This window comes from Aliikangiella maris (assembly GCF_040719265.1).
Taxonomy (GTDB): domain Bacteria; phylum Pseudomonadota; class Gammaproteobacteria; order Enterobacterales; family Kangiellaceae; genus Aliikangiella; species Aliikangiella maris.
In genome coordinates this window covers 96,977-111,283 of the sequence record NZ_JBFDAH010000015.1, presented here as the reverse complement: position 1 = coordinate 111,283, position 14,307 = coordinate 96,977, and the positions used below count along the sequence as shown (strand labels likewise).

The window sequence follows — 14,307 nt, the reverse complement described above, 5'->3', positions numbered from 1 at the left end:
AAAAGTGCGTACATTTTGGTGCATCGTCATATTCGGCTTCGTGATTTCCAGTTCAGCTTGTGCAACCGAAAAGTGTATTTTTAGTGAAGATACTGTTTCTGAAAAACAATACGCTAAGAGTAATGCCATAGGTGTTTATCAATGGTTTAAAAAAAGCAATGAAATAAAAGGAGTTCTTTCTAATGGTAATTTATTTTCTGTAAAGCACTGGTCATGTAACCATTATGGAAAGCAAGCGGTAATGGTGGTCGGGCCTCAAATGCAGTCAATCCCGAGCGAGCTTGATGATCAGGTATTGCACCTAGGGAAAATAGCGCTAAGTGAGACAGAGTTTAAATTACTATCTGACACTATAGGGAAAAAATCACTTAGTCTATCAGAATCGCCAATAAAACGGCGAGTTACAACTAACGAATTTGATGAATTTTATATTCAGGTAACAATTGTTGGTGAGGCTGTATTTATTGAAATTAAGTTATACAAAGCGTAGCGCTTAACAAAAAGCTCAAGCGGACGCTAAAAACGCTCCGCTTAGCTTGGCGTTGGTATGACTCCCTTTGTCAATTAAAACGTACAAATCCCCACCATATTTTTTCAAAGTGCCGCTATCTAAAAGTTGGATGAATTCAATCACAGATTAAAGCCAGTAACTTTCGACGGTTCTCATGCTGGTACACGAGAGAGCCTATCTTTGGGATTAACCGGAGAGATAACAACTTCTCGTGTAATGGCCCAGATGTACGCAATCATTTCTCGAGCAATGGCAGTAATGACTACGTTGTAGTGCTTGCCTCGTTTCATCAGTCGTTGATAACGTTTACACAATCGAAGCTGTGCTTTCCAGGCAATATCGATAATGGTTTTGCTCAAGCCTTCTTGTCGGATTTGTAGGTCATGAGAGATATTGGCTGGGTAGCGATAACAATGCGCCCCCTCGGTGAGTAATCGTCTTGCTCGACCGAAATGTTCGACAGATAACTTTCTTGAGTAACCTGAATACGCAATTTCAGTGAACTCTTTATGAGTATCTATGCCAATGAAAATTATGGTATCGTTGTTCATGCTAGCCTCCGTTTATATGGTGTTTAGCGACTCATATATTATGGAACTGGCTGAAAAGCTAACCCACGATAGGGGGCTCGCACTGTATTTAATTGAGACTCCCTGGGAGTCATTATGTCTATATTGCCTAAATCAGCACTGTCGGTATACTGTCAGGTTCATTTCGTAACCGCCAACCTAGTTTTTTGACATTATTATCATTCTGAGTAACGAGGATTAATTATGGTAGTTAAAAAATTAAGAGCTGAAAAAAAATGGTCACAAGAACAGCTGGCAATGTTGAGTGGACTTAGCATAAGAACCATCCAGCGTGTTGAAAGTGGTCAAAGTGTCAGTTTAGAAACCCTAAAATCTCTCGCCTCTGTATTTGAGATAGATATCAATAGACTTACGGAGGAAATAACAATGATTGATAAAAAATCGGAAAACTGGGCAATGCAACCTTTGTGGTTTAGGTTTTTGTTTTTCGGAATTACATCAAGACGAAACCAGTTGTTAGCTGAATTTTCCATACTTATCTTTGGGTTAATAGCTTTGTTTTATTTTGAAAATAAATTTGCGGTTGCTGGCTTATTTATAGCATCTTATATAACAGGTTGTGCTATCAGGTACGGAGATAGTCATAATCTTTGGTAAGTGCAATATAATAAACGCATTAAGACGGGACTACTAACAGTTGCTCAGTTCCACGTCGTTTCAGGTTTTGAGTATGGGGTGTCCTTTATCGTTCTTGCAATTGTTAAGTTGCTGATTTAATGAATAAACACAAATGACGCTTGTATTGATATTCAGTAAAGCGGAGTAATTGCATCTTGAAAATCACCTTCTTCGTTGTAAAATGCTCAAATTAAAATCATTTGAGAACAGTAAAAACTTGCTTGAAGATTTACGATGTTTACTGTGTCAATAAGCTGTTAGTAGCCCTAGTGAGAATTCATGAGATTTAAAGTTTTTTTGTATTTAGTTTTACTCGCCCCAATTTCAACTTTTGCTAGTGGAGAAATTTCCGCTTCGCATATTTGTGTTTGTTCCACCATTTTATACAAAAACAGGTTGCTGCAATTAACCGCTGTTGCAGGTATTAGTAGCCTAAGTGAATATCGACGTCTTGTTTTGCGACAGTCTCAAATGACTATTTTTAAAATTTTTTAGTAAAAATTATGAATCACAGATAAATTAGGGCGTCTTGATAAATTCTCCCCCAATATCAAATAATCATCTAAATTGTAATAAATATGAGCAAATATGAGTTTTCTTTTATTGTATACAATGTTATTAGATGTGTTAGAGTAGCTCATATCTGAAATCATTGATTTAATTTAGAGGCAAATTATGACAATCGGTATTGGGGGTTTTGAGACTCAGGGGGCGCTGGAACAGTTACACAATATGACTGCACAGGTTGTCCCGATACAAATTGCTGAATATCAGCAAAGAATTAGTAAAGCGCAAGCCATTATGCAAGATACTGGTGTTGAAGCGGTTTATTTGAATGCGGGGACCAATCTCTATTATTTTACCGGAACCCGCTGGTATCCTAGCGAACGCATGGTTGGTGCAATATTACCGGCTGAAGGTGACATTCACTATATTGCTCCTTACTTTGAAATCAATACCTTAAAAGGATTTATGCAGATTGAGGGCGAGGTGAGCGGTTGGCATGAAGATGAGTCTCCTTATGTCTTATTGCTCAAATTACTTAAGCAAATGGGAATTTCACAAGGTACCATCGGAATCGATGAGTCCACAGCTTATTTTCTCGTCGACGGACTAAATCAGCTCGATCATCAATATCAGTTTGTTAATGCTAAACCGGTTACCGCTGGCTGCCGTATGCAAAAGTCAGCAACTGAATTGGCATTAATGCAGACGGCAAAAAATATGACGCTTGAAGTTCATAAAGCGGTTGCAAAAATACTGCGCCCAGGTATTTCGACTCAGGCAGTTAAAGCCTTTATTCATCAAGCACATCAGCGCGTAGGCGCAGTTGGGTCTTCATTTTGTATTGTTCTGTTTGGTGAAGATACTTCGTTTCCTCATGGTGTAAAAAATCCTAAAGTACTCGCGGAAAATGATGTGGTTTTAATTGATACCGGATGTCTGGTAGAAAGTTATCAGTCGGATATTACGCGTACTTATGTGTTTGGAGAAGCCAGCTCGCGCCAGCGTGATATGTGGGCTATTGAAAAAGAAGCGCAAGCGGTTGCATTTGCCAAGGCGCAGTTGGGGGTTCCATGTGGTCAAGTCGATGTGGCTGCTCGTGACTATTTGGCATCTAAAGGGTTAGGTCCTGACTATCAGGTGCCTGGGTTACCCCATCGTACCGGACATGGTATCGGACTCGATATTCACGAATGGCCTTATTTGGTAAAAAATGATCAAACTCCGTTGGCACCTGGAATGTGTTTCAGTAATGAACCCATGTTGGTATTACCCGGTGAGTTTGGTATACGTCTTGAAGACCATTTTTATATGACAGAAACAGGTCCACAATGGTTTACTCAACCTTCCTTTTCGATAGATGATCCATTTGGTTACGGTGCCTGATTAGTGTTTGATTTTTTGAGTGAAGCTATCATATTTAATCTGGTAATCTGGTAATCTGAAATCTGAAATCTGAAATCTGAAATCTGATGTCATGTTGGGCGGTGATCAATTCACCGCATTTAACTTAGACGATACTTAGACGGTATTTCGGCGAAATATTAGTACTGTATAAGTAATCATTTAAAATTAGTAACGCGCTCATTCTTTTTTTTAATAACAATTAGCAACAAGTTCAAGCAAACTGATTAGATAATTGCAGTTTTGTCAGATATTCAACTGTAAAGTGTCACTGATTCCTTTAGAATTCATTCCTTTAGTTTGATTATTTGAATTTGGTTATTTTAGTTTGTTCACTTTAGCACAGTTATCTAGTAAGCCGTTTGTTGTTTGTCAATTGGCGGTGCTACCCAAAATTACATTTAATATTTTTAATATTATTCGTTTCTTTTTCTTTTCGCTTGCGCTTGCCTTTACTGCGTTAACCGTTAGAGCGGTAGAGCCTAATGCGTATAGTATTCCGGTGATTAAATCAATTTCGGCCCATCGAGAGTTCGCTCATGCTTTTGTTACTTCGATTATTGAAGACAGTAAGGGATTTATCTGGTTTGCTACCTATGGTGGCATCAGTCGCTTTGATGGCTACCAAATTAAAAGTTATAAAGCAGGCAATGATGAGCGCTCGTTAAGCCATGCCAATGTCAATGCCATGATACAAGATTTGGACGGAAATATATGGGTGGGCACTTATAAAGGGCTGAATCGATTTAATCCGCAGTCACAAACTTTCCAGCATTATTTTTCTGAAACCGATGATCTTAACAGTATCGATAATAATTTTATTCGCAGTTTCTGGCTGGACTCTCATGGTACGCTTTGGATAGGTAGCAGTCAGGGATTAAACTATTACGATGCTAAAGAAGACCGTTTCTATCGGGTTGATTTGCCTCAAATGCTCTATGGATCGAGTGCTGATGAACTGATCGGCGATGTTGCTAAAGCAAGTCGTTTTAGTATTAATGCGATTAAACAGGATAACAAAGGTCTTTTATGGATTGCCGCTGAAAAACAAGGACTCATCCAATATAATCCGCAAAAACAACAGGCCCGTTTTGTCAATACACCAATAAAGCAAGGTCAGCTTGGCGTGATTAATTTTAACTCGATAGATATTGATAAAAATAATCAGCTATGGGGGGCAACCATACACGGACTAGTTCGTTTTGATTTGGATTCTCAACGCAGTGAAATTTACCAATATAATCAGTCACCCACTAAAATTGCTCAGGTTAAAGTTGATGCTAAAGGCGATATTTGGATCAGCGCAGATGAAAAAGGATTATGCCAAATTAAACCGCTTTCAGAATCTTTATTGAATCGGTGGCGCTGTTTTAATCCGACAAATCAGCCAACATCAGCTAAATATGTTTCCGCTATATTTCAAGATTCGCAAATGCGTATTTGGCTGGCAACCCGAAACTCCGGCGTTTTATTCTTTGACCCGGCACATCCATTTGAACTGATTAATTTTGAAAAGCCACATCAGTTTATTCAAAATCTGACGCAAGATACACATAAGAATTTATGGGTTGGTACGGGGGCAGGGGTTGTTCGACTTGATGATGCAGGTAATAAAACAATATTTCGGCATGAACCTAAAAGTCAGTTAGGGATTGACTCTGATAATATATTTAGTGTTACGCTGGATAATCTGGTTCAAAAAGAGAAAACTCAAGATAGTTCGACACAAGCTGTTTTAAATCAAAGTCTGCCGCAGCAATTATGGATTGGTACCAATAAAGGTATTCATTATTATGATGAGGCTGCTAACAAAATTATCCCAGTTGTGTTGCAACCTGAAAAACCATTGGTTGAATACGGCATTATCGGTGCCTTTCGAAATGCTTGGCAATCTGATGACGGGGCGATTTATTTTCCTTCATCTAAGCAAAACTATTTAGTTAAATGGCAAAGTAAACAAAAAACATTTACCCCAATTCCTTTTGCTTCACAAGAATCGGCTTCGCAAGAATCGAAGCGGCATTATGGTCGTAAGCAATTTAGTTCGTTTGTCGACAGTCAGCAACGTTTATGGGTAAGTGGTCATGAATATATTGGTTATTTAAATACCGTAGAACAAAGTGTTGAAATAACTGAAGAGTCACTCAATACCGGACGTATTTATGTAGCGATAACGCAAGACAACCTGGGGCGATTATGGGCGATTGATTTTCATGGACTACACCAATTGAACAAACAAGGAAAAATCATTAAGTCTTATAGTAGTTCAATATTTAATAAAAGCATGTTGTTTACTATTGTTACTAATCGTTTAAGTCCTGAGCTTTGGATTGGTAGTAACCAGGGGCTGTGGCAATTTAATCCTCAAACAGAACAGGTCAAACAATATACCCGCGATGACGGATTACAGGATAATGATTTTAATAATGCACGATTAGTGGATGATAAGGGATATATCTATGTCGGTGGCGTCAATGGCATCAGCGTTTTTCATCCAACACAACTTGAAACGTTTTCATTAAGTAAGCCTGAAACACAGCTTACCCAGTTACGAATTAATAATATCCCGGTATCAATCGGTACTGCAACCGATAGTGTGTTAAAACAACCGATTCATTACCAAACAGAAATCGTTTTGAATGCCAAGCAAAGCCAGTTATTTTCATTAGAATTTAGTAGCCTCGACTATTTTTCTGCACCGACTAATCAGTATGCCTATCAATTGCTTGGCTATAACGATGACTGGATTTACACGGATGCTCAGAATCGTCAGGCATCTTATACTTCTCTTCCTGCTGGCAATTATGTTTTTCAGGTTAAGGCCGCTAATGCTAATGGTGAGTGGAGTGAAAAACCGACAACTTTGCAGATAAGAATTATTGCTCCCTGGTGGCAAACTTATTGGGCTTATGGTGTTTATTTATTAGGCTTTTTATTGTTAGTTGGCAGCTTTGTTCGCCATCGTGTCAACCTGGCGGAGCGTCGAGCCAATGAGCTTGAAGTGCAAGTTGAACTGCGCACCCGATTAATACAGCAACAACGAGATGAACTGGCGCAAAAAAATCAACAGCTAGAAGATATTGGTCAAGCAAAAAATCAATTTTTTACCAATATTTCTCATGAGTTTCGGACGCCGCTTACTTTAGCAATTGGGCCTCTACAAGCCGTCATTGCGAATAACAATATTCAAGATGAGAAAGATAAAAACTATATTGAGGTCGCCTTAAAAAATAATTTGCATATGCAGTCTTTGCTCGGACAAGTTTTAGATATCAACCGACTTGAAGCTGGCAAAATGCCATTGAACATCAGTCAAGTATCAGTACTTAATAATCTTCAATACTGTGTTGAGCGCTTTACACTTGAAGCAGAAAAACTGTCGCTCCAATTTAAATTGCAAGGCATGCAGCAAACCGAACACTTACAGCATTTTTATTTTGATAGTGAACATTTCGAAAAAATCATGCTTAACTTGTTATCTAACGCCGTAAAATTTAGTCCGGTAAATGGCATTATTGAAGTGGGATTAAAGGCAGGCGTTGATGAATTGATTATTTGGATAAAAGACGAAGGCCGAGGGATTGCCAAGCAAGATCAGCGTGCAGTATTTGAGCGTTACTATCAGGGGGCAGGTGCTTCAAATTCGCGTCAGCCCGGTACAGGGATTGGTTTAGCGCTGGTGAAAGAGTTATTGCAGTTGCATCAGGCAAGTATTCAATTGGACAGTGAGATCGGGCAAGGTTGCTGTTTTACCCTGACATTTAAGTTAGGCATTGAACATTATGCGACCGGTCAAAACGCAGTTGGTGAAATCATCAACTCCGAACAGTCCATTGGTACACCACACGATGATTTGTTGCGTAAATCCAAAACGGCTCAGGAGCCGAATGAAGAGATAAAAGATAAGCTAAAAGCTGAGGTAAAAACAGCTGCTGACTCAGCGACACCGTCGCCCAATTCGCCAATAAAACCAACCTCTGATCAGGATATTAAACCGACCACAAAACAAACTTTATTAGTTGTTGATGATAATGCTCAGTTACGTGCTTTTATACGTAGCGTACTCGAAAATAGTTATCAAATTATTGAGGCTGAAAATGGTCAAGTTGCCTGTGAATTGATTGCGACAGCTCATCCTGACATTATTGTTTCTGATGTCATGATGCCCGTAATGGATGGTTTAAAGCTGGCCCAAAAGCTTAAACAATCGACAGAAACGGCACATATTCCGTTAATTTTATTAACAGCGAAAACCGGGACTGATGATATTGTTCAGGGGTTGCAAAGTGGCGCTGATGATTATTTAAGTAAACCTTTCAGTGCCACTGAGTTGGTGGCGCGAATTGCTGCGCAGATTGCCCAAAAACGACGACAAGCAAGTGCGATGTTTGAGCAGTTTAGACAGCAGTACCCCGAAGTTTTTGAACTGCAAGTGACAAAGCCAATTCTTAAGGCATCCGATAGTAATGCGTCACCACAACCACTTCACCCGCCCGTAACTCAAGGAAAAGCTAGCGAAGACTTTGCTAGTGAGTTACTCAAGGTTATTCACCAGCATTTGCATCATTCTGATTTTGATGTAGGTAAACTGTGTGAATATTTGCACATTCATCAGGCGACTTTGAATCGAAAAGTGAAAAAGCAGTTCGATTGTACGCCTGTTCAATTATTACGCCATACCCGGTTAAAAGTTGGTTTGGCGATGCTGCAACGTGAACAGGGCACGATTAGTGAAATTGCTTATGCTTGTGGTTTTGAAAGCTTGGCCTATTTTAGTCGAAGTTTTCGCCAATACTTTAAAAAACCACCTTCCCAATACCAGGAAATAGACAGTAAACCATTGTAATCATAATGATTTATCTAATTTGTGCAAACATTTGTAAAATTTGTGCAAACATCAAAACTGACTCTTCTATATAGTCATTTTGACTATGCTATCTCATTTTGTAAGCCGGTAGCATGGTCGAAAATAACAAACTTAAACTGAAATTACGGTGCCAGCAATGTGGTATTTAAAGCCACTTTGAGAGGGCTTTAAGTCACTTGAACACTGTAGCTTTAACCTGGGTATATAGAATGAGTAACACATCTTTGAATTTAAAAGGCCTGTTATTAGCAAGTCCACTGTTGCTATTAATGGCATGTGGTGGTGGCGGCGGCGATGCGCCCACCGGGACGACTAAACCGATTATCAGTGACACAACGCCTGAAACATTTTCAATTGAAGCGCTAACAGGTGTGGCGCTAAATACACAGGTAGAATCAGTGCCAATCACTATCACTGGTATTGATGCGCAAACGCCTATCAGTATTGTTGGTGGTAGCTATCAGATTGATGGTGGCAGTTTTACGGAGCAAGCGGGTAACATTACGAATAATCAGCGTGTTGTGGTTCGGTTAATCAGTGCACAATATCCTCATGCCACTACATCGGCAGTACTCAATGTTGGCGGATTGAGCGCTGCTTTTAGTGTAACCACTAATGATCCGCAACCTGATAATTTTGTCATTGCTGAACAGCGAGGTGTTGAGCGTAACGCTTTAATTTCTTCGGCACCAGTGACGGTTACAGGGATCGATGTACCAACCGAAATTCAGATTCAAGGTGGTAGCTATCGAATTGACAATGGTGAATTTACAGATCAGCCAGGCATGGTGAGCAATAATCAGCAGGTTGTTGTCAGGTTGGCAGCATCAGACCTGCCACATATTCAAACAAGCGCGACATTGGATATTGGTGGGATAAGCGCTGATTTTAAAGTGACAACCAATGATCCTGTGCCTGAGACATTTGAATTTGTTGCACAATCAACAGTTGAGCTAAATAAGCCTGTCAAATCGGAGCCAGTGACCATTACTGGAATAGACATCCCAACCAGTATTCAAATCGTTGGTGGGCTATACAGTATTGATGGTGGCGAATTTACCGATGTTCAGGGAATGATTGAAAATAATCAGCAAGTAGTGGTGCGATTAATTTCTTCGACGCAATATGCGACTGAATCGTTAGCGACGCTCAGTGTTGGCGAAATTTCTGCCGATTTCAGTGTGACGACAACCGCACTGAATGCTTATTATTTTGTTGGCAATACCAAGGAAAGTGGCCAAGAATTATGGAAGTCAGATGGTACGCAAGCGGGTACCACGATCGTTAAGGAAATCAATACCATTGGCAACAGTTCTCCATCACAGTTTACCGAATTGGGCAATCAGGTTTTCTTTGTTGCGAATGATTCAACACATGGGGTTGAATTATGGAAGTCGGATGCATCCGGAACGGCTTTGGTTAAAGATATTCATCTTGAAGGTGATAGTAATCCACAAAACTTAACGGTAATTAACAATACGTTGTACTTTACCGCAAGCGATGTGGACAATAATCAAGCGTTATGGAAAACAGATGGTAGTGACGCCGGTACTGTGAAAGTTAATGCCAATAATGATGCAACTTTATTAACGGCGACGGCTGATAATATTTTATTTTATGTCGTTAATGGACAGCTAAACCGATACGATGGAAGCAGTAATACGGTGCTACAACCTGATACAGCTATTAGTAATGTTGAATTACTCACCGCGGTTGGTAATCAGGTATATTTCAGTGCTTACACCTCAGCATTTGGTCAAGAGCTATGGCATTCTGATGGCACTAATGCCGGGACTCAACTGGTTAAGGATATTCGAGCAGGTTCGGCGGGCTTTTTTAATCGTCGTAATAAATTATATAGTGTGAACGGTCGATTAATCATATCTACAGATGATGGCAGTAATCGAATTTATGTTTCTGATGGCACCGAAGCAGGTACCACTTACCTAGTATCGAATGATCCGACACCGATTCCGATACGCGCCTATATTCAGCGAAGCTATATGCATCAACATAAAAATAGCCCAGTATTTTTCTTGAATATGGACGCAAGCTATCAGTTATGGCAGACCGATGGCACGCCTGAAGGTACAAAAATAGTCAACTCGACACGCTCATTTAATTACATCTATGGCGTTCAACAAACGGCAGATAATAAAAATATTATGCATACTCAGGAAGGACTGATGGTTCAGTCTGGCGAGAGTTACTTTCAATTAAGTAATCAGCGACAGCTTTTTACGACACTTGGCAACAATATTGTCTATCTTGAAAATAATTCGCTTAAAATCAGTGATGGTGCTTCGGCTGGCGAGACCGTTTCGACACTGGAAATGCCAAATGGTCTTGCACTTTATGCGGGAGCTGAACAAATTTATTTTGCTTATGATGATAGCGTTATCGGTGTTGAGCCCTGGGTAAGTGATGGTACGCAAACCGGAACGGTGAACCTGGCTGATATCAATAAAAATCCTAATAGCAGTAGCTCGCCGAATTTATCAGTGGTTTATCAGGGACAAGTTTATTTTACGGCATCCGATGGCAAGTATCCGCAAAGTTTATGGCGCACTGATGGTACAGATAATGGCACCGTGCGTGTGACGCCCGATGGTGTAACCGATGTCCGTCTTCTTACGGTATCTAATGGACGACTGTTTTTTGTTGCTGAAAATGAAGAGTTTGGTCGAGAAATCTGGGTAAGTGATGGCACTCAGGAAAATACTCATCTGTTCTATGACTTTTCAAATGGCTCTGCTAACAGTTCAATTTCTATCATGCAAGATATTCAAGGTGAACTCTATTTCTCAAGAAATAAAAGCGGCGTCCTCATGAAAACTTGCGGTACTGTCGACAGTATTGAGGTAGTCTCGCCAGTTGTACCAACCGGTCCGCTTTATCCTGTTGGCGACTTGATTTATTTTTCTGCTTACAGTGGGAGTGACAGAAGAGTTGCCGCTATTCCAAGTAATGGCCATGAGTTGTGGGTAACAGACGGCACCTTAAAAGGCACGCGAGTGATTAAAGATATTAATCCTGATGGAGACAGCGTAAGTGCCAATTTGATTGCGGCAGCATTGGGTAATAATCTCTATTATGTGGCTAATGATGGTGTTAACGGTGATGAGCTATGGAAAACGGATGGAACTGAAGAAGGCACGCAAATGGTGATCGATTTAAATGCCACCGAAAATGGTTTAGATGACCGTGATTCAAAACTATTTACCTGGAACAATCAGCTATTTATGACGGCGTTTAATGAGTTTGGCGAGTTCGAACTATGGAAATCCGATGGCACCACGGAAGGTACACTCCAACTGACTAATTATGGTGAAAATGATGAATTGTTTCTGCAAGATTATGCCATTTATAACGATGAGTTGTATTTCAGCGCTTATACCGAAACGAGCGGAACCGCTGTCTGGAAGATGGATGCTATCAACAATGGACTGACGCTGTTAAAAGCATTCAATTTGAATGGCTATGTCGATATGCCTAGAGGATTTTATGTGTTCAATGATATTTTATTTTTCCAGGCTGATGATGGAGAGCATGGTATGGAGTTATGGAAAACAGATGGCAGTGAAGCCGGTACTCAATTAGTCAAGGATATTAATATTGGTGTTGAATATGGCGCAAACTGTTTAGCCGGTTTCGGCTGTGAAAATAGCTATTTAGACTAAGCTTTATAACTAACACGTTATCCCGTCAATAAATCCTCAATTTAATGACATTTTAAACCAGCGCAAGCGGAAGCTTCGCTGGTTTTTTTTATGGAAAATCGCCATTTTACTAAATCATGTTCTGCTGCTAACCTATAGCACCAATAGACACGATTTGTTTTGCTCGCTTAATTTGAATCTGTCTTTATTAGGATTTTAGCTGATTTTTAATGCATATTTTTTTCCAGGTTTTACTCAGGTTTGACCTGATTTTTTTGAAACCTATCTAATTGCAAAAAGAAACAACCATCTAAATAGGTTAAATATTGAAGTTTATCTATGATTAATCGACTTTCTCAAATTCGAATTATTTTATTGAATACTTTTCACCCAGGTAATATTGGCGCGGCAGCTCGAGCCATGAAAACTATGGGGTTAAGTGAATTGGTATTAGTAAACCCGTTGCAATTTCCTGATGAAACAGCTGAACGCCGAGCTGCTGGTGGAAGCGAGATTTTACAAAATGCACGTGTTGTTGAATCATTGGCAAGGGCAATTACTGATTGTACGCAAGTTTTTGCAACTAGCGCACGACAGACACACACTTTTAGCTTGCCGCAAAAATCAGTTGAGCAGTCGGTTGCTTGGATTCGACAGCACCCGGCGGAGCGAGTTGCCATTGTTTTTGGTGGTGAACGAGATGGAATGAGTTTGCAGGAATTAGCGCTTTGTCAGCAACTTTTATATATTCCCGGCAGTCAGCAGTATCAGGTTTTAAATGTGGCGGCAGCAGTGCAAATTGTTTGTTATGAATTATTTAAGGGGCTTGGAGAGTCTATGCAATTGTCTCACTCAGAAACAATGACTAACCAGACAGATAAAAAATCAAAATTAGCGACACAATTAGCCACGCAACAGGAAATGAGTGCATTTTATTCTCACCTAGAAATGTTGCTTATCGAAAAAAACTATATTCGGCAAGATATTCCAACCGATACGTTAAAAAAATTTAAAACTTTCGTTAATAAAGCACAACCAACAGCGAAAGAAATTGCCTTGTTAAGAGGTATGTTTAAAGCGCTGGCACGATAACTTAACCGTCGACAACAAAATATGAATATTACTTTTACTGAAATCAGTGAAGATTGGCAGGTCACATTAATTAAACATTCACTGGCCGATCATCAAGTTAAAATATTTGCGCAGACGGCGCAAGAGATTGACATTGAAGCGTTGGCAGAAACCGAAATATTATGTCCATTTATCTATTCCGCTTGTGATCAGACTTTATTGCAAAAACTCCCACGGCTAAAAGCCATCGCCACTAACAGTACCGGTTTTGATCATATCGATCTAGCTTATTGTAAAGCAAATCAGCTCTCGGTGTTTAATGTGCCTCATTATGGTGAACACACCGTTGCTGAGTTTACTTTTGCCTTGTTGTTGGCAATTTCTCGAAAAATAATTGATTCGGTTAATCGAGTCAAGTCGGGGTCATTTGATTTTACAGGATTACGTGGATTTGATTTAGCCAACAAAACTATGGGTATTATTGGTTTTGGGAATATTGGCCAGAAGTTTGCAAAAATGTGCAAAGGGTTTGATATGCAAGTCAATGTTTATGATATCGCTGCGCATCAATTGCACCAAGAGGCCGACTCAATGGGGGTGAACTGGGTTTCTCTGGAGCAAATTTTTACCGCTTCAGATATTATTTCTTTGCATTTACCTTTAACATCAGAAACCAAACATATTATTGATCATGCTGCGATACAAAAGATGCAAGCGGGCGTTATTTTACTCAACACATCGCGTGGCGACTTAATCGATTCAACTGCTTTGCTAGCTGGTTTACATAGCAAAAAAGTTGCTTTTGCTGGACTAGATGTCTTGGAGGGTGAAAGTCTGATAAAAGGTGAAATCGAACTGTTACATGAGCAAACCAAACGCGCAAGTGAGTTGCAAATATTACTTGAAGACCATGTGCTGATACAAGATAAGCGAGTATTTGTTACACCTCATAATGCGTTTAATACACAAGATGCGTTGGCGCGTATATTGACGACTACAGTAAGCAATATTGACAACTTCGTATCGCAAATAAAGTCCGATAATCAAATTATTTAGTTTGGTTTGATAAAAAATATTTGATGT

At 39.7% G+C, this 14,307-nt stretch carries 7 protein-coding genes and 1 pseudogene; 7 read left to right on the top strand and 1 reads right to left on the bottom strand.

What is annotated here, in order from left to right:
* Positions 1-490, top strand: a 490-nt coding sequence (locus ABVT42_RS14255; RefSeq protein ID WP_367023976.1) for a hypothetical protein, incomplete at its 5' end; no start/stop codon positions are given.
* A gap of 173 nt (positions 491-663) precedes the next feature.
* Here the strand turns inward: ABVT42_RS14255 and ABVT42_RS14250 are convergent.
* A pseudogene (locus ABVT42_RS14250) lies at positions 664-960 on the bottom strand (IS110 family transposase); the annotation flags it as partial.
* 324 nt (positions 961-1,284) lie between these two features.
* On the opposite strand from ABVT42_RS14250, the gene ABVT42_RS14245 reads away from it, so the two are divergent.
* The 6 genes from ABVT42_RS14245 to ABVT42_RS14220 all read left to right on the top strand — a co-directional run bounded on the left by ABVT42_RS14245 (position 1,285) and on the right by ABVT42_RS14220 (position 14,280).
* Positions 1,285-1,698 carry a helix-turn-helix domain-containing protein gene (locus tag ABVT42_RS14245; RefSeq protein WP_353896828.1) on the top strand — a complete coding sequence of 138 codons (414 nt, stop codon included), beginning with the start codon at positions 1,285-1,287 and terminating at the stop codon, positions 1,696-1,698.
* Between the two features lie 696 nt (positions 1,699-2,394).
* Positions 2,395-3,609, top strand: a complete 1,215-nt coding sequence (locus ABVT42_RS14240; RefSeq protein WP_353896827.1) for a M24 family metallopeptidase — start codon at positions 2,395-2,397, stop codon at positions 3,607-3,609.
* A gap of 346 nt (positions 3,610-3,955) precedes the next feature.
* Entirely contained in the window at positions 3,956-8,473 is a 4,518-nt protein-coding gene (locus ABVT42_RS14235) for a hybrid sensor histidine kinase/response regulator transcription factor (RefSeq protein ID WP_353896826.1), read from the top strand.
* 230 nt (positions 8,474-8,703) lie between these two features.
* The gene (locus ABVT42_RS14230) at positions 8,704-12,174 is read left to right on the top strand and encodes a DUF5050 domain-containing protein (protein WP_353896825.1); all 3,471 of its coding nucleotides are present in this window, start codon (positions 8,704-8,706) and stop codon (positions 12,172-12,174) included.
* Between the two features lie 318 nt (positions 12,175-12,492).
* Positions 12,493-13,245: an RNA methyltransferase gene (locus tag ABVT42_RS14225; RefSeq protein WP_353896824.1), complete on the top strand. Its 753-nt coding sequence runs from the start codon at positions 12,493-12,495 to the stop codon at positions 13,243-13,245.
* Positions 13,246-13,266: 21 nt separating this feature from the next.
* Complete coding sequence (locus tag ABVT42_RS14220) at positions 13,267-14,280, top strand: NAD(P)-dependent oxidoreductase (protein WP_353896823.1); 1,014 nt, start codon at positions 13,267-13,269, stop codon at positions 14,278-14,280.
* Positions 14,281-14,307: the final 27 nt, after the last annotated feature.